The 16408-nt window shown below is 60.3% G+C and carries 23 protein-coding genes; 4 read left to right on the top strand and 19 right to left on the bottom strand.

The genetic code is table 11. The features are described 5' to 3' along the window. Positions 1-51 precede the first annotated feature (51 nt). From HED64_RS16170 to HED64_RS16190, 5 genes are all read right to left on the bottom strand, one after another. A complete protein-coding gene (locus HED64_RS16170) occupies positions 52-951 on the bottom strand; it encodes a phosphatase domain-containing protein (RefSeq protein ID WP_168153020.1) in 900 nt (299 codons plus the stop codon). Next, positions 944-1993: an RNA ligase gene (locus tag HED64_RS16175; protein WP_168153021.1), complete on the bottom strand. Its 1050-nt coding sequence runs from the start codon at positions 1991-1993 to the stop codon at positions 944-946. Before HED64_RS16175 ends, HED64_RS16170 begins: the two co-directional genes overlap by 8 nt. A gap of 60 nt (positions 1994-2053) precedes the next feature. Continuing rightward, positions 2054-2239, bottom strand: coding sequence for a hypothetical protein (locus HED64_RS16180; protein WP_168153022.1), 186 nt, complete (start codon positions 2237-2239; stop codon positions 2054-2056). Next, on the bottom strand, positions 2236-2583 hold the full coding sequence (locus HED64_RS16185) for a hypothetical protein (protein WP_168153023.1): 348 nt from the start codon (positions 2581-2583) through the stop codon (positions 2236-2238). The genes HED64_RS16180 and HED64_RS16185 overlap by 4 nt, the downstream gene beginning before the upstream one ends. Positions 2584-2826: 243 nt before the next feature. Next, positions 2827-3171 carry a hypothetical protein gene (locus HED64_RS16190; RefSeq protein WP_168152925.1) on the bottom strand — a complete coding sequence of 115 codons (345 nt, stop codon included), beginning with the start codon at positions 3169-3171 and terminating at the stop codon, positions 2827-2829. A gap of 57 nt (positions 3172-3228) precedes the next feature. Between HED64_RS16190 and HED64_RS16195 the strand changes: the two genes are divergently transcribed. Next, the gene (locus HED64_RS16195) at positions 3229-3375 is read left to right on the top strand and encodes a MoaD/ThiS family protein (RefSeq protein ID WP_168153024.1); all 147 of its coding nucleotides are present in this window, start codon (positions 3229-3231) and stop codon (positions 3373-3375) included. Here HED64_RS16195 and HED64_RS16200 read toward each other — a convergent pair. From HED64_RS16200 to HED64_RS16245, 11 genes are all read right to left on the bottom strand, one after another. After that, positions 3372-3929 (bottom strand): hypothetical protein, encoded by a 558-nt coding sequence (locus HED64_RS16200; RefSeq protein WP_168153025.1) that lies wholly within the window; start codon positions 3927-3929, stop codon positions 3372-3374. The two genes, HED64_RS16195 and HED64_RS16200, sit on opposite strands and share 4 nt — an antisense overlap. Positions 3930-3931: 2 nt before the next feature. Beyond that, positions 3932-4729: a lambda exonuclease family protein gene (locus HED64_RS16205; protein WP_168153026.1), complete on the bottom strand. Its 798-nt coding sequence runs from the start codon at positions 4727-4729 to the stop codon at positions 3932-3934. After that, complete coding sequence (locus tag HED64_RS16210; protein WP_168153027.1) at positions 4726-5922, bottom strand: AAA family ATPase; 1197 nt, start codon at positions 5920-5922, stop codon at positions 4726-4728. The genes HED64_RS16205 and HED64_RS16210 overlap by 4 nt, the downstream gene beginning before the upstream one ends. Then, positions 5919-6134: a hypothetical protein gene (locus tag HED64_RS16215; protein ID WP_168153028.1), complete on the bottom strand. Its 216-nt coding sequence runs from the start codon at positions 6132-6134 to the stop codon at positions 5919-5921. Before HED64_RS16215 ends, HED64_RS16210 begins: the two co-directional genes overlap by 4 nt. Positions 6135-6276: 142 nt before the next feature. Further along, positions 6277-6405, bottom strand: a complete 129-nt coding sequence (locus HED64_RS20090) for a hypothetical protein (RefSeq protein ID WP_281069252.1) — start codon at positions 6403-6405, stop codon at positions 6277-6279. Between the two features lie 2 nt (positions 6406-6407). Next, positions 6408-6668, bottom strand: coding sequence for a hypothetical protein (locus HED64_RS16220; protein ID WP_168153029.1), 261 nt, complete (start codon positions 6666-6668; stop codon positions 6408-6410). Further along, positions 6665-6877, bottom strand: a complete 213-nt coding sequence (locus HED64_RS16225; RefSeq protein WP_168153030.1) for a hypothetical protein — start codon at positions 6875-6877, stop codon at positions 6665-6667. The genes HED64_RS16220 and HED64_RS16225 overlap by 4 nt, the downstream gene beginning before the upstream one ends. A 66-nt stretch (positions 6878-6943) precedes the next feature. After that, entirely contained in the window at positions 6944-7234 is a 291-nt protein-coding gene (locus HED64_RS16230) for a hypothetical protein (RefSeq protein ID WP_168153031.1), read from the bottom strand. A 160-nt stretch (positions 7235-7394) separates the two neighbouring features. Next, entirely contained in the window at positions 7395-7634 is a 240-nt protein-coding gene (locus HED64_RS16235) for a hypothetical protein (protein ID WP_168153032.1), read from the bottom strand. Positions 7635-7750: 116 nt separating this feature from the next. Further along, positions 7751-7984, bottom strand: a complete 234-nt coding sequence (locus tag HED64_RS16240; protein WP_168153033.1) for an RWP-RK domain-containing protein — start codon at positions 7982-7984, stop codon at positions 7751-7753. Continuing rightward, the gene (locus HED64_RS16245) at positions 7981-8241 is read right to left on the bottom strand and encodes a hypothetical protein (RefSeq protein ID WP_168153034.1); all 261 of its coding nucleotides are present in this window, start codon (positions 8239-8241) and stop codon (positions 7981-7983) included. Before HED64_RS16245 ends, HED64_RS16240 begins: the two co-directional genes overlap by 4 nt. Before the next feature lie 77 nt (positions 8242-8318). Between HED64_RS16245 and HED64_RS16250 the strand changes: the two genes are divergently transcribed. Together HED64_RS16250 and HED64_RS16255 are read left to right on the top strand one after the other, a co-directional pair. Beyond that, complete coding sequence (locus tag HED64_RS16250) at positions 8319-8648, top strand: helix-turn-helix domain-containing protein (protein WP_168153035.1); 330 nt, start codon at positions 8319-8321, stop codon at positions 8646-8648. Between the two features lie 7 nt (positions 8649-8655). After that, the gene (locus HED64_RS16255; protein WP_168153036.1) at positions 8656-9015 is read left to right on the top strand and encodes an ImmA/IrrE family metallo-endopeptidase; all 360 of its coding nucleotides are present in this window, start codon (positions 8656-8658) and stop codon (positions 9013-9015) included. Positions 9016-9307: 292 nt separating this feature from the next. Here the strand turns inward: HED64_RS16255 and HED64_RS16260 are convergent, their stop codons facing one another. From HED64_RS16260 to HED64_RS16270, 3 genes are all read right to left on the bottom strand, one after another. Next, on the bottom strand, positions 9308-11107 hold the full coding sequence (locus HED64_RS16260) for an HNH endonuclease signature motif containing protein (protein ID WP_168153037.1): 1800 nt from the start codon (positions 11105-11107) through the stop codon (positions 9308-9310). A gap of 284 nt (positions 11108-11391) precedes the next feature. Beyond that, on the bottom strand, positions 11392-12138 hold the full coding sequence (locus HED64_RS16265) for a PspA/IM30 family protein (RefSeq protein WP_168153038.1): 747 nt from the start codon (positions 12136-12138) through the stop codon (positions 11392-11394). A gap of 137 nt (positions 12139-12275) precedes the next feature. Further along, the gene (locus HED64_RS16270; RefSeq protein WP_168153039.1) at positions 12276-14324 is read right to left on the bottom strand and encodes a TPM domain-containing protein; all 2049 of its coding nucleotides are present in this window, start codon (positions 14322-14324) and stop codon (positions 12276-12278) included. Positions 14325-14599: 275 nt separating this feature from the next. Between HED64_RS16270 and HED64_RS16275 the strand changes: the two genes are divergently transcribed. Then, on the top strand, positions 14600-16198 hold the full coding sequence (locus tag HED64_RS16275) for a S1C family serine protease (RefSeq protein ID WP_168153040.1): 1599 nt from the start codon (positions 14600-14602) through the stop codon (positions 16196-16198). The last annotated feature ends 210 nt before the right edge of the window (positions 16199-16408 follow it).

Consider the following 16408-nt stretch of genomic DNA (forward strand, 5'->3'; position numbering starts at 1 on the left):
GGGATGGGCGGCGCGCACCCCGGGCTGGGATGGGGGTGCGCGCCGGTGGGGTTAGAAGTTGCCGTCTGCGACTTGGAAGACGGTGAGGCCGATTGCTCGCCACATCTCTACGACTTGGTTGCGGTCATCGAAGACGCCAGCGACGTTGTAGCGGCTGCGGATGTGTTGGTTGAACAGTTCGTGCTTCACGATGTCGTCGCGGCGCTTGTCGCCGGCGGGCCGCATGTATACCCGGGGCCAGCCAAAGCCGTTGGCCAGCAGCCAGTCTTCGGTGACTTGCCGGTGGTCTTCACTGCGTCCGGTCATGAAGATGACTTGGCCGGGGAGGCCAAGCACGATGCGGGCTACTTCCTTGTTGAGGGTGTCGAGGTGGGCTTTGGATCCGTCGTAGATGTCTCGTTCTCCGCAGAGTGCCACGGTGCCGTCGATGTCCACGAGGTAGACGTCGTGGAGTCCTGGCGTCGGTTCCCATGGCTGCCATTCCTCGGCGGTGGCCACGTCGGCAGTCGGGTGAGGTAGCGGCCCGGAGTTGAGGAACTTCATGTGCATGTTCTTGATGACCTCAGCGGGCACGCGCTCTTGCTCTGGGCGCTTTTCGTTTCGGTTGAGGCAGACACCGAGTGCGCATCCGGTGAAGTCCTGGACCTCGAGTTCGGCGCCGGTAACGTGCGCGAGGGTGGCCCATGCTCGTGCGTTGCGCTGCCGGAGGTTGGTGTCGTCCACGACAACGTCTTGCCCAGCGCGCAGGTAGCTGCGCACGAGGTCCGCGCAGGCCTTGGTGATGACTTGCTCGGTCAGGTGGGTTGCGGCCCGCTGGTCAAAGTGGAGCATCTTACGCATGGAGTCTCGGTTGACGCGTACTCGGCTCTCGGGATCTTCGGCGACCCATGCTTGGGCCCAAGTGGTTTTGCCGGATCCGGGGAGACCTCGAGTGATTATGAGCTTAGACAAGGGATGCTTCTTTCTGTGTGGTGGGGCGGATCTGCTTCCATGCCCAGGCGTGGATGTCTTTGCCGTCGAGCAGGGAGAAGATGGCCGGGCGCAGTGGGTGCTTGGATGCTTCGAGGGCGAAGTCTTTGCGGTCGAAGTCGGCGGGCAGCACGTACTCGGTGAGGGTGCGGTATGCGGTTTCGGCTTCGTCTACGAGGTTGTTGTGCTGGTCGAGCAGCTGCTTGCCGATGTTGTCGGCCCAGCGGTGGAATTCGTCGGGTAGGCCCGCGGTGAGTTCTGCGAGCGATTCCCCGGCGGCAAGGTGTTCCCAGACTGTGCGTTCATTCCATCCGGTGACGATGCGGTGGAGGCGCACGTAGTCGTCTTGCTTGATCTTCACGCGGGTGTCGGTGCCGTGGAAGTGGACGACGAACCCTTCTGCGTTCTTGCGTGCCGGGGCATCGAATGCTTCGGCCAGAGTTTCAAAGGGGAAGACCGTGGCCCGGTCGCCCGGCCACTCAATCTCTGCCGGGGTGACGCTGGTCCCGGTTTCGATGTCGATGGCGCCGAGCAGGATCAGGGCATCGAGTGGTCCGTAATCCACGACGATGCGATTTTCGGGGTAAATGATTTCGAAGAGGACCGTTATGCCGGCGGGCGGCATCCAGTCGGGGTATCGCTTGTTGAGCAGTCCGGTCGCGTGGATGGCCTGCTCGCTACTCATGGATCCGCGGGTGGCGATGCGGACCTTGCCGCCGATGACGTAGGCGATTCCGAGCGAGCCGTCGAGTTTGTCCGTCACCGTTACGGGTGCAGTCAAGTCGAGGATGGCTTCGGGTTCACCGGTGTTGAAGAACTTCGGGAACGGTCGGGCGATGACCTGGCCGTTGGGCTTGACGATGAGGCCGCGGCACTGGGTAGTGATCAGGTTCCAGTGGCGGTCGTACTGCGCTTTGTCGGTGTAGTTGAGGATCGTCAGCTCGTTGAGCTTTTGGGCGCGGACGTATCCGGCGGCGATCTCGTTCTTGAGTTCGGTCGGATCAAGCAGGTCTTGCAGGTACATGGCTTCTCCTTGGGTATGCGAAGGGCCGCTCACAAATGTGAGCGGCCCGGGTGAGGGTGGTTATGCGAGAATGCGCAATTGCTTGGGATCGGCGGCGGATTCGATGGACTTCTTCATTTCCCCGCCGTTGTCCATGCGGATGTGCACGGTGTGTTCATCTACCTTTTCGGCGGTGCCGAAGTATCCGAGGTAGATGCTGCGTTTGTCAGTGACCTTGATGCGGTCACCTTGTTTGAGTGCGTTCATCGTTCGCCCTTTGGTCCGTTGCCGACGATGCGGTCGATTGCGGCGGTGAGTTCCTGTTGGGTGCTTTCGATGTGGGCGGCTTTGGCTTGCGGGTAGTCGTGATCGTGTGGGGTTACGTCGAGGCCACCGTGTGCGAGCGTCTGGGTGTTGTCGTTGAGTTGGTCGATGCGCTCGTGGATCGCGAGTGCTTCTTCGAAGGTTGCCTCGGCTACTCGGTGCCCAATGCGTGCCCCAAGATCGAGCACGATGGTTTCTTGGCCGGGAGTTTCGACATACTGGCCGAAGTGTTTGTAGTAGGTCTCGACGGCGGCGCGAGTATACGTGCGGGCCTCGTCGCGGGTCATGGTCGATTCCTTCGTTCGGTGAGGTTGCGGATCGCCGTGTCCGCGGTCGGATCCCGATGTGTTTTGTTTTCGTACTTGAGGTTCTTTTCGGAACCGCGTTTATGGCAGTCGCAGTAATGCCAGCGGCAGATCTGGAGTGCGCCGCGGCATCGTTGGCAGCAGGGGTCCATGTGTGTCCTTGAGGATGGGTACGAACGCCGCCAGTTGGGAGGCTGACGGCGTTCGCGGAAATGGGGTGGGTAGTTACTTTGCGGGGGTTGCTTCTACGACGTTTGGCATCCACGACAGGAACGGGACGCGCCAGCCTGTCGTGATTAGGTCGTACGTCTCGCCTTCGTGCAGTGATGCGTAGACGTCGGCGGATTCGAAGTGCATCCGCCAGATGGTGTCTCCAACCTTGAGCACGCCGCACTCTTCTGTGAAGACGCGGTACTCGTGGCCCTTTTCCTTGGCAATCGATTCCTTGGCGGTAATTGTGCAGGTCGGGTGTTCCTCGTGGAGGTTCTTCGCAATGCCAATACCGGCCGCGCCGACCAGCAGAGCGCCAATGACTACTAGCGAGCAGCCAAAGGGGAAGTCGTTACTCATGTGAGCCTCTTTCTGGGCATGAAAAAACCCGCTCTGTGGCGGGCTTAGGATTGGGTGGTGAAAATTAGTTCAGCAGTAGAAATTGATGGCGACTTCCTAACCGTGGAAGCAGAGGGAGCCACCTACGAGGAAGCTCGTGACAAGCTCGATGCCCTCGTGCCAGAAGGCGGGAAGCTCGTCGGCATCATCGTGGATGGAGACTAATCGGGCAGGCTGTTGAGACTCGCCTGAATGTGCTCGATGATGTGCGCCGGTGCGTTGTTCGTGTTCGCGTACTCGAGGTAGTCAGCCAATGTGCCCGCTTCCATTGCTTTGGCGATGGTTGCCAACACTTCCGCGGGGATGGTGAGGTCAACGGGCTGCGGGGCTGACTCCTTGAGCGGCATGATGACGTGCTCAGCCTTTGTCTTCTGAGTCGCAGTGAGCACAAGAACTCGACGTTTCTCAAGGTGCGACATGTGGCTGATCTTGATGCCACCAACCGCAACGCCGCCAAACATCACTGAGGGATCGCAATACAAAGTAAATCGCCGCCCGGCGTACTGCGTCGAGTCCTTGCCCCAGATCGCCACCAGTACACGCCGCATCGTCTTTGAAGGCCTGTACGGTTTGCCCGGAGCCTCCACGAGATACACATTGACCGGCTGTTCGCGACTACCAGGGGACACGCTATCGATGGTGAATGTGCGTGGCCCTGAAAGATAATCAGCCGCGTTCTGCTGATCGGATTTGGCAATGATGCTCTCCGATAAGTCCATGATCAGAACTCCATTTCTTCAAAGTGGTCAATGCGCTCGGCAATGGGCGCATCCTTGGTTTCTTCGAGGTAGTCAGAAATCATCTGGGTAGCGCTGGCTTCAAAGAGCTTGGCCGCTTCGATGATTGCCTGCTGCCACGCGGGGTCCGGGAACACGCGCTTGACGTACAGCGCCATGCCGCCCGTGTAGTCCACGTAGTCGCACCACTTGCGGCCCATGACCAAGATCCCGGTCTGCATCTGAGCCATATTCTCGGCAGGGACGTCATCCTCAGCGAGCACTACTTCGACGTGTTTCTTCTGGGCCCGTGACTTGATTTCGATTAGACCGTCGTCTCCGACCAAGCCGTCTGGAGAATAACCAATCTGGAATCCGGCGAACGTGCGGATCATGAACCCAGCAGTGGCAGCCGGCGCATGAGTCTCGGAATAGAGATCTCGTGCATATGGCTCGTCTAGATTCCCGCGCTCCATGTCCCTGCTGGTCGCGGTCGGCTCGGTGTAGTTGGTGATCCGTTCGGCCGCAAGTAAGCGGTGAATGCTCTTTGCCGTTTCGCCGGTGGACACGTTGAGCGTGGTGCTCGAAATGAGTGCATGCATGACCGACGCAGTAACGATCCCGCGCCGGACAGCGTGCCACTCTTCTGTGCCCTGATCGACGTTGAAGACTTCCAGCGTTGTGCCGGTAAGGTCTACGGGCTCAGCGCGTGCAGGATTTTCGGGCGGCACGTAGGTCTTGGATATAGCGACTGGCGGTGTCTCCTGCTTCGGAGTTTCCTTTCGTGCGCCGGTCTTGATCATGCAAGTTCTCCATCTACGAGGCGGAATTCGTGGTCTTCGGAATCGCTGACGAACTCAACGAATGCTTGGAACTCGTTGTCTTCGCACATCGACTGCAGGACCTGCAAGGATGCTTCGTCCATGACGTTGCCGTTGCGGATCACCATGGTGCGAACCTCAGGGTTGGTAGCGATGATCATGGCCGCGCTGACGATGATCTGTTCGGCGCCGGATGCCCGTGAGAATGGGATGCCTTGGTAGAGGACGCCATCTTCATCGAACGACAGGCCTTCAACGGGCATCTCTGCCGTTGCGAGTCCGTCTGCCTTGCGCTGCTGGACTGCTTTTATCTGCGAGTCGAATGTGTTCCATTCCTTGAGCAGTGCCGCCTTGCGTTCGGCCTGTTCGCGAGCAGTGTTGTTGGACCGGATCGCCGCGTTCGAGGTCTCGGCCCCGTCGATCTGCTCTTGCAGCCATACTGGGTCTTCGCCAAGCGGCAGGGCGGTGAGGTTTTTCTCAGCTTCGACGGCCTTTCGTTCTGCATCGGCCAACTCGTGCTTGAGACGTTCAGTCTCGGACTTCCAATGCTGGACAGCGCGGGTCATGTTGCTGCGTTGAGTAACCGCTTCCTGCGCTTCGCGATGCCGCCCGAGTAGGTCATTCAGGCTTACTTCATCGGTCGGTAGGCCATTGTCTACGTTGAAGTCGCCAATCGTCTTACCTTGCTGCCCGGCCAACAGTCGCTTGGCTTCGAGTGCCTTGATTTCTGCATCCAACTCGGCAGGAACGAACGGCAGCTTCACGATGGACAGCAGAATTTCGAGCTGCTTCTTCTCGCCAACAGTAGTGAACGCAGAAGCATCAACTCCGAGCATGCTCATTGCCTGGTCAAGATCCCGCTGCCCCAGCTTGCCGCCGTCCGGTTTCGTACCTGCGAGCGTCGGGCCGGAAGGGGTGAACTTCTGATGCAGGAACGTGCCATCGGTCAGCTTGATCTTGATGTCAGCGCGACCGGATCCGTCCTTGATGGGACGCTTGATGAACTTCGCATTGAACTTGCAGAAGCCGGTTTCGATGGCGTCGAGGACGCTGGTCTTGCCCTCGCCGTTTTGGCCGAACAGCATGATGACATTGTTTGTCGGTTCAATCTTCACGGCGCTGACTCGCTGGAAGTTGACGATTTCGAGTGATTCGATGGTTCCTGCGATGCTCATTTTTTGTTCCTCTTCTGTGTGGCGAGATTGCCAATGGGGTAGGTGGGTTTGGGTGGCAGGTCTGACTTGGCCCATGCGTCGTTGGGGCGGTCGGGTGGGTTTAGCGCGGCCAATGTCCCCGGATAGGCAGTACGTCGCACGGGGTCCCATGCGGCTTCCATCGCCGTGTAGGACGGGTGCGGGTGGAACGTTGCTTCGACATTGTTGCTCATTGGGTCATCACTCCTTGGTGTGTCACGTGGTTCTGTCGGAGCGCTAGGGCTCCCACGTATTCGGGATCGTCGGTCTTGTATCGGGCTATGCATTCGGGCTGGCCAAGTGCTGCCATGACTTTTTGGCCGACCTCGATAAACGTCACTCCGCTACCTGCTCGGCGCGGGCTGCGTTCCGGCGGGCGTCGCGCCGTTCTCCCCATGCCGCTACGGCGAGCACGAGGACGATAAGGGCGAGGTCTGCGCCATTGAACACTGAGTCGAGAAGCACGCTCATTTCCCAGCCCCCGGATTCGACCCGGCAGCGCGACACAAGGAACCGAACACGCTGGACATCGCGTCCGAGTGCTTCATCGTCACCGTCTGGCCGTCGCTGTACACGCCAACCCAGTGACGCGCACCCTGACCCTCAACCGGCGTACACGAGATTGGTGTGGGCGCGACAGTCGATGCAGCAGCGGCAGGAGCAGCCACAGCAAGCGCGATGACCGGGACTGACCAGACACTGGCCTTGAGTGCGGTGCGGCGGTTCATGACCAACGCCTATTGATTTCGGCCATGCGACGCTTGTGATCAGCGTCGATTTGCTCCATGGTGGCGCGGTGCCTGATGTCCGCGAAGATCATGTAAATAGCAATGACGATGCCGACCAGCGAGAATACCCAGCCGAACGATCCGACACTGAGGCACCAGACCGCGATGGACGTGTTCATGAGCAGTAGGAATATTGCAAAGTAACGCAAGTTGTTCTCCTTGGTTTTGGGTACAAAAAAGGCCCGCATGTTGCGGGCCGGGAATGGGGTTAGAAGTTAGGGTGTGCGGTCCTCGTGCTCAATGACTTGCTTCCACTGCCAGATAAGACCGCCGCGGCGAGACTTCGAACGCGAGAGCATCGGGCCGGCCTTCACGATGCGCCCCTGAGCGCTGGCCGCATTGAACAATGCACCCCACCAATTCGGATGCGCCGGCGCCGGAACCTTGCCGCGCAAATCATCGGCCGAGAAAAGATGCTGCGACTCAATCACCACATCCAGCGCCTCATTCGCCAGGACGAACCAATCCACCTTGTCATCCAGCGAGATAGCCATTGGGGTGGTCATCGGACCCACCTCAGCTTGCGGATGGCATTGAAGTGGGCGATGGAGTTGTCGAGTCGATCCCACAACGTCTCATCAGTCGCCCGCCTCATGTACAGCGTGGCGAGGTTAGGCTGATTCGTGCGCAACGCGGCCTCAGCCCGTGCGATCAAATTCTTGGCGTTCATGCTGGGATGCTCTCTTTCTGGTTGATGCGCCTCAGCGCGTTTGCCGTCATAACGTTCTTCACTGCCGTTTCGCCCGTCTCGTCCCAGAAGTGCAGGACATACGCCAGAGGATCAACATCGCGGTAGGAGTCGAACCGCTTCTCTAAGCGGCGTGCGATCTTCTTGGCCTGCGAGAAGCTGAGGTCTTGGCCCTTCGACTCGGCAGTGGTCAGGACGATTGGCAGTAAATTGGGCACGCTAAAGGCCCCGATCTCCGCGCAAAAAACACGCAGGTAGTGGTGAGGTAATAAAGGGGGTGTGGTGGCCAGACTGTGGGCCGGGGAGATGCTTGGTACAAACGGTGGTGCGGTGCTCAGGCGAAGGGGTCGTAATCCTCAGCCTTGGCAGCTTCCTTCTTGGCTTCGATCAGGTGAGCGATCATGCGCTGCTTGTCATCCTCAGTAAGAGTGATCCTGCCGCGCTCTAGGCGGGTGCAGATGCCAGTCTCTCGGCAGAGGCGGCGGAGAGTGGTGGGCTTGAGCCCCAGCTCTGGCGCCACCTCTTCCGGAGTGCGGAAGAATGCTTCGACTACTTCCTCGACGCTCACGCCGCTAGCTCGGTGCGGTCGGGTAGTTCGAGTGCGATTTCGGCCCGCTTTACCAGCTCTGCGAGCGTGAGCCCGAGCCAGTTTGCGGTGGTGAAAGTTTCGTCCCATCCCATGGCGCGCTGTCCGTTGAGTCGGTAGCTTGCGGCTCGTTGGGACATCCCGAGGACTTGACCTAGTTCGGTTCCGCTTTTCTTCTGCCGGGCCATCTCTGCGCGGATTTCAGAGATGATCTGGTCGGCGATGTTCTTAGTGGGCATGCATTCAATCTAGAAGTTTTCTTTTAGGAACGCAAGTCGTTCTTGTTGTTCTGTCGGAATTGTTCTAAAGTAGTCGCATGACCACTAAGAAGCTCTCCGACATTGAACTAGCTATCGCTGCCGTAGTCAGGGTGGAAATGGCCAAGCGCCGGCTGAGCGCCAATAAGTTCGCGAAAGCCCTAGGAATCTCACAGCCTTCACTTAGCGCAAAACTGCGTGGGGACACCAAGTTCTCCATCGGAGAGATCGAATCCTTCGCAAGCGAAATGGGCTTGTCACTTAGCTGGGTCATATTGGAAGCTGAGCGCCAGCTAGTGTCTGACCCTTCCGCTATCTTCGGACTTGCTGCTGATGATCGCACGGAAGATTCCATGCGCCAGCAGGAGATTGACCAAGAACTGCCATAGGGGGAAAGTGCTCGCTTTATTAGAGCTTGCAGAGCGCCGGGGGATCCGCGTTCTGTATGGACACCTTGATGGACGCAACGGCGTCTACTATCACGAGCTCGGAATGATCATTCTCGATCAAGGGCTCTGCGAATCGACCGAACGCTTCACCCTGGCTCACGAACTAGGGCACGCTCACTATGGCCACCTCGACAGCAGCCCCGCCAATGAGATGAAAGCCGATGAATATGCTGCACGCCTCCTAATTAGTCACGAGCGTTATGCGCAGGCGGAGAGTCTCGGGGACAGTCACAATTTCATCGCTCAGGAGCTAGGTCTTCCACTCAGGGCGATTGAAGCGTATTGCCGAGGTTTGGTAAGGAAATAAGCTGCCAACAGTGTTGGCCACGCCAACAGTGGTCCCGAATGATGCGCACGGATGCATTAAAGATCCGCATGATCTCGCGGGGGAGCGATATGGGATGTGACGTAATAATGTGCTGTACGGGTTTTCAATTCTCCCCATCTCCACATTGAAGGCCCGACGGATCAATTTGATCCGTCGGGCCTTTCTTGGTTTAAATCATCAGTGGTCCGTGGCCTTGAATTTTAGTGATCATTGCACCATCTGCTCATGACCGATGGAAACGGGCTGCGACCGCAGGGCCGCGGAGGTGGAGCTAGAACAGCCGTGGATTCGTCTGGCTTTCATGTTGCCAGTGCGCGTTTCTGCGAGGTAGCTGCTCGGAGTCCATATAGTTTGGCAAGATGACCGCGGGCAGGCCGTTGTCGTCCAGTACTAGTCGGATCTTTCCTGAATGAAAATCATGGTGGTGGGCGCTACACCCCGGCCCGATGTTGGTCACGCTGGTGGAACCGCCATCTTCCCACGCAACGATATGGCACATCTGGCAATGCTCCGGGGACTCGGTACAGCCAGGAACCAAGCAGCCGCCGTCCCTCGCGAGAATTGCTTGCCGCATATATTCGGGGACGAATCGTTGCTCCCTACCGATGTCCAAAATCTGGCTCTGACCGCTGAAGACCACCGGCAGGACGCCGGAATCACATAACATTCGTCTGAGTTCGCCGGGGCTGATACTCAGCCCATGTGCACTGATACCGGCCCGTTCGGCCAGCCCAAGCAACGTTTCGAGTTGGCAATGGACCACCAAGGTCGCTTTCGCCAGCGCCCCGCTCTCCTTCTGTTTGGTGCCCTTGACGCTTCGTAAAACGTTGAGAATCGTTTGGAGGCGCCGACGAGCCGGGGAGAGCCCATCTTGCCCTGGGTCGTTGTCCAGAAAGTTGAACGAGGACAAGTCAGGTGGTGTTGTGTCCCTGCCGCCCTGGGGACGGTTGACATGAGCTGCAGCAAGACCGACGTCGTTGTATGTCGACCGCGGGAGCTGATCCTTGGGCGTCTCGGGATCTGCTGCCCAAGCTGGGAGTCTAGGTGCATCAGCATCAGCATCAGCATCCATATTCGCTGCTACTGGCTTCTCGTCGTCGTTGCTCGGCTCGACCGAAAAATCTGGTGACGTGGCATCCCGGGCCAGTTTCTCTCGATTTCCGGCCGCCGTGCGGGGATTGTCGGCGTTGGCGAAATGGGACAGCAGCACCTCTGCCTCGATATTGAGCATGCATAGGCTGAAATAGCTGAAGTGTTCCGTGCGCCGAGTCAGGAAGATGCCGGTCTTGGAAGCGATCTCCTCGTCGCTGGGTTCGCTGGATGCGGTGTCCTCCAATGAGGCCCGCCAGGACGCAATCATTTTATTGGTGGCTGCGGGGCCCTGAGTATGAAGTGAATCGAGGGCTTGCTTTTCGATGGTGGTGGCCAAGGATGCGGCGTCGGGCCTGGACTGGATTTCTGGTGCCGCTGCGTCAAGCTTTTTTGCTACCTGAATGGCCTGCTTGGGATCGATAGTTCCGGCCTTGGCATCGGCCGATAGCCGTGGGTACCGAGCTGGGTGCTGGATCCCGTTGACATCCGTATGGGGCAACATGGCGGTTCCCGCCCGGACCCGGTCGCGGCTCTCGAAGTACCTGCAGCCCAGCAGATGCTGGAGAAATTCGGTGGTGTTCTTGTGGGGGAGTCGGCCAGGGGGATGGGTGGCCGGGTCTTCTGGGAGCCGTGCGTCGGTGGCTAGGAAGTCCTCGGGGCGAGCCAAAGCATCGCTGAGTACCTCGAGGATGGTAAGGGGCAATTCGTGGGCCAGCGTCCGCTGTGCGGCTTGTGCGGCAAGTACCTGAAGGTAGCTCGTTTGCCGGTGCGCCCGCTCGATCACCAGAGCCAGCGCTGCGGCCTCCGTTGGTGACTGGGTTTCTGCCGCCAATTCAGCGGCGGCGGTGATGAAAAAGTCTTCTGCGGCAAGCAGCGCACGGAAACGCTCGGCCCCTCTCGCGTGGAGATCGGGCCCCGAGGACGGGCCGGTGTACCCACGGTCATCTCTCTGGTGCTGGTTGGACTCTTGCTTGCTCATGACATCGAGCATGCCCGTCGGAGCTATGCCGGTGCCATAGGGCAGGTGAAAGCTGTGGAGAACCGCTGCGGATGATGCCCATCGGCCCTGTTGCTGGGGCCTGAAGGGCTTAGTTATTGTGCGGGGAAGTGGGTGCGGTGAGCGCCGGGCGCACGTCAGGGGGTGCGCCGGATACAGAAATGCGGCGCGTGCCCCCGGCATGATGCCGAGCGTACGCGCCGCACTTAGGGATCGTTATGGACAGCGACAGCGCTGCCCCGATCCGATGCTGCTGGGGTGAAGGACTACTCCGAGGTGCCGGTGGTGAGCGACGGGGCGGACTTCGGGCCCTTCAGGGCTGCCAGGCGGGCTTCAATCTCCGTCTGCTCGCCAAGATCCTCAAGAGAGTTGAACTGGGCATCGAGCGAGGATGAGGCAAGTTCTGCAGCACCGCGCACGCGAGCCTCTTCGCGGCGGATCTTTTCCTCGAAGCGACCGACCTCGCTGGAGGGATCCATGATGTCGATGGACTTCACGGCCTCCTGCACCTGGTTCTGAGCCTGAGCTGATTTGGCTCGGGCCACGAGTTCATCGCGCTTGGAAACCAGTTCCTGACGCTTGGACTTCATGGCGTCCAGCCCGGTCTTGAGCTTATCCACGACGTCGCGCTGCGAGGTGATGCTCGGTTCGGCGCTCTTGGCTTCGGATTCGGACTGCATCTGACGCTGGATGGCCACCTTAGCCAGCGAATCAAACTTGTCTGCATTCGCGGTGTCGCCAGCGGAACGGAATTCATCGGCCTTGCCGGAGGCGGCGAGGGCCTTGTTGCCCCAGTCGGAGGAGGCCTGAACGTCTTCGTCGTAATCTTCCTCGACCATACGAAGGTTGCCGATGGTCTGGGCCACTGCGGTTTCTGCCTCGGCGATGTTGTCCGTGTAGTCGCGCACCATCTGGTCGAGCATCTTCTGGGGATCTTCCGCCGAATCGAGCATGGCGTTGATGTTGGCCTTGGCCAGCTGGGCGACACGACCGAAAATAGACTGCTTTACCACGATGAGACCTTTCGTTGACTGACTAGTGAACTACCTATGTGTGCACCTCCCGTGAGGAAAGCGCGGTACAACAATCTGGGGTTCCGGGGACCCGGGATGTGCTCCCGGTGCACCGGAACGTGCGGGTGGGGTGAGGGTTAGAAGTTGCCTCCCGCGCCGTCGCCGAAGCCGCCGAATCCGCCGCCACCGCCGCCATCTCCACCGAAGCCGCCGAAACCGCCGCCGCCGAAGATGCCACCGCCACCGGAGTTTGAGCCGCCGCGCAGAATGGAATCGATGAGGATGCCGCCGAGGATGGCACCGCCGAGGCCATTGTTACCGCCTCCGCCGCCGCCAAAACCGCCGCCACCGCCGAAACCATTAACATCGTTTTCTGCCTCGCGGGCGGCCTGGTCGGCCAGCGCCGCGGCATGCTCGGCGAAGGCGAGCGCATTGACCGGGTCAGAGGGGGCCATGCGCAGGGCCTCATCAAGGTTGCGCTGGGCCTCGGCCAACCGTGTGCGGGCCGTGGCTCCGACACCGCCGCGGCGGGCACGGATAAAGTCATCGGTGCCGCTGATTTTCATTTGTGCGCCACGGATGGCCGACGCCAGCTGATCTGTTGCCCGTCGGTTGCGTTCTTGGGTGTCGCGGATCTGGTTCAGCGCCTCATTCAGGGGCCGGTGTCCGGAATCAACTTCGGCCAGCAGCGCGACGGGATCCACGCGACCGCTGCCCACCTGCGTCGCAACGGAGGCGAGCGCGGGTTCCAGTGCTGCCACCGGACCAGCAAGTTCAGGATGTGAGCCGTCGGCTACCAGGGCCCGGCCCTGAGCCAGATCCTGCGCGGCGGTGGAGACCATCGACTCAAGATCGGTGCGAGCCTTGGCCAGATCGTCACCGGCATGGGCCACCGCGTCAAGCAGCACCGTGGCCTGGTGCACAGCATCTTCACCGGCACGTACGGCAACGGCTGCCTCGGCGGTCTGCGCGGCGGTGATCTTTGCCTCGGCGGTGGATACTGCCGTATCGGCGAAGTCCAGCCGGTTGGTGGCTTCGGCGATGTTGGTGTGGACCTGATTCAGCGCCGTGTCGGTGTACGTGGTGGAGAGCTCGGCGAGAGTGCCCTGGACCGTGGTGAGGCGGGTGCGCAGGGGCTCAATACGAGTCTTGAGCTCCGCGGCTGCAGCAGGGGCATTCTTTTCGAGCTCGCGCAGTGAAGCAAATTCCTCGGTGTGCGCCTCGAGCGCCTCATTGACCGACTCACAGCGGCGGATGATCTCGCCAAGCCAGGAACGCTGGTCTTCCTCGGTATCGGGGATGTGGTCATCAAGCTGCTGCTGCAACTTGAAGGACTCCGACATGTGTTCCTTGGCGGCGGTGATGTCTTCGGTAAACGGCTTGATGGCTTCGTCGCCGAATTGCGCCTGGGCGAAACCGACCTCCTGCTCCGAGGAACGGATGGCATCATCGGCGGCAATGAGCAAACTGCCGGCCTTGGTGCGCAGCTCGGGGATGCTCAGGGAGGCCAATGGGTCAATCGGCTTGCCGTCCGGGCCCGCGGCCACCTGCGGGGTGCCAGCGGGCAACTTCTTGCGTCGCGAGAGTGCCCAGGCGGTGGCGCCACCGGCCACCACGACTCCGCCGACCAGCAGCCAGCCACCATTGCCGCCGGAATCTGAGGTTTCGGACGTGCTGGAGCTCTGCTCGCCTCCGGTGGGGCTCTTGCCATTGGCAACGTTTTCGATGCCGGTGATCGCACCGAGTGCCGCTGCCGACCAATCCAGCTTCGTCAGCTGCGGGGAGATCATCTTGGTGAAGATCTCCTTGTCGAATTCGACGATGTCACCATTGTCATGAGACTCGAATCGCGCGGCGCGCTGCGTGACGGCGACCGCAAGGATCGAGTCACTGCTGCCCAGCTTCTTCTTCTGGACTACTTCTTTCAGCCATTGATCCGGATCGTCGGGGTTGGTGAAGGAATCAACATAGACGACAAAAAGATTCTGGCCGGTTTCGCTGCGCAGTTCGGTGAGCGCGGCGTTGACCTCCGCAGTATCTGAGCCCAGGACTCCGGCCTTATCGATGACAAATTGTCCCGGTGGAATGTTCACGGGTGAATCTGCCGACGCGGCTGGCGCAAGAACGAACATGGACAGGATTCCTGCGGTTGCCACGAGGGCCATCCGCCGGGGGAGCGACTTCATAATATTCCTTCACCTTGCGTGGTCGGCCGCAGAAGATGCCCGGCGCCACGTGCGCAAACGCGTGTGGTGATCCGTTTTCTGCTGTCGATATCGATTCTAGGGTGGTGGGGGAGCCGCGTCCACAGAATCGCCGGTGGATTGGCCTGTCGGCTGAATACCCGATGCCTTCTCACAGCTGACACTCAGCTGCTCCTTTTCGTTGCCACAGCCCGCGCAGGCATAGTTATTACCAAGAACCCCAGTTCAACGACCACCAAGGGATTGGAACAGCCGCCATGAGCGAGAACAATTTTGAGAAACCAGGCACCGATGGCAACGACGACGGAGCGCGTGGAACGGCCAACATACCGCCACGTCCGGTGAGCCCCCCGAGCGCCGATGCCGGTACCGAGGCAACACAGGCTCCGGTCTCCAAAATTTCTGGCGCTGCGGATCAGACTCAGTCGCTGCCCCGTCACTCCGAAACCCCACCGATGCCCGAGTCCCCAGCGGCACCCCAACATCCCGGGGCGCCGACGTACCCACAGGCAGCAGCTGCTGCCTCCCCGGAACACGCCTACACCAACGCCTCGGCACCGGGGCCCTATGGCACCCCCACGCCGGAAGAACATACCTCGGCCTTCGGGACAGCGCTGCCGCCACGCAAGCAGAGTGCCAGCAAGAAGTTCACCTCCGGCGCGCTGATCGTGGGCATGGTTGCCGCGGCACTGCTCGGTGCCGGAGGTGCCATCGGCGCCAACTACGTGATGGGTTCCAACGTCACCGCCACCAGCGCCGGTTCGGCCACCCCACAGGGTGATGTGGTGATCAACAACCCGGAGAACGTCACAGCTGTCACGGCGGCGGCGGCCAAGGCCAGCCCCAGCGTGGTGACCATCGAGGTCTCCAGCGGTAGCACCGGCGGTTCGGGTTCGGGGATCATCATGGACAAGGCCGGCCACATCCTGACCAACACCCACGTGGTCACCCTAGGCGGGGTGACATCGGACCCGAAGATCACCGTGCGCACCAACGATGGCAAGGTACACGCCGCGACGCTGGTGGGTACCGACCCCCTCTCGGACCTGGCGATCATCAAGATCGATGCGGAAAACTTGGTCCCGGCAACCCTCGGATCCTCCAGCAAGCTCAACGTCGGGGATACCGCCATCGCCATCGGCGCCCCGCTGGGGCTTGCCGGAACGGTGACCGACGGCATCGTCTCCACCCTGAACCGCACGATCTCGGTGGCGTCCTCCGCCGTTCCGAAGGAAACCGAGGGTTCGGATAATTCCCAGGGCGATTCCAACCAGTTCAATTTCCAGTTCCCCGGTGAGCAGCAGCAAGGCAGCTCGGCCGGCTCGATCTTCATCAACGTGATTCAGACCGATGCCGCCATCAACCACGGCAACTCCGGCGGTGCGTTGGTGGATGTCAACGGCAACATCATCGGTGTGAACGTGGCCATCGCCTCCTCGGGCTCCGGCTCCACCAGCGGTGATGAGAGCGGCTCCATCGGCGTCGGTTTTGCCATCCCGATCGACTACGCCAAGCGCATCGCCGATGAGTTGATCACCAACGGCAAGGCAACCCACGGTTTGTTGGGCGTTACGGTGCAGGCCAAGGCCGCGGACGTGAATAACAGCGGCGGCGGCAGTTCCTTCAGCGTCGGCGCAGAGGTTGCCAGCGTGGTGGCCGGCGGTGCCGGGGAAAAGGCAGGACTGCAAAAGGGCGATGTCATCACCGGTGTGGATTCGCGCATCATCTCCGACAGTTCCTCGCTGACGGCAGCCATCCGCGAGATCGCCGTCGGCGGCACCGCGGAGATCCACTACACGCGTAATGGCAAGGACGGCAGCGCGAATGTGACGGTGGGCGAAAACACCGGGGAGTAACAAAGTAGCAATAAACACCCGGCGGCGGGGCTTCGAGCGCATCATGCGCCCGGAGCCCCGCCGCTTTATTGCGTGGCATTGCGTGAGATGGCACCCCGAACGACAAATGTGTCCAAGACGGTGCCGACGCGCGCCGTCATCAATCATCGACTCAGAAATCACCGATACCATGGATGGCGGAGCCCTGCGCCGCTCGGGTATTACCGAAGG

The sequence above is a fragment of the Paeniglutamicibacter terrestris genome, assembly GCF_012271785.1.
In the GTDB taxonomy this organism is placed as follows: domain Bacteria; phylum Actinomycetota; class Actinomycetes; order Actinomycetales; family Micrococcaceae; genus Paeniglutamicibacter; species Paeniglutamicibacter terrestris.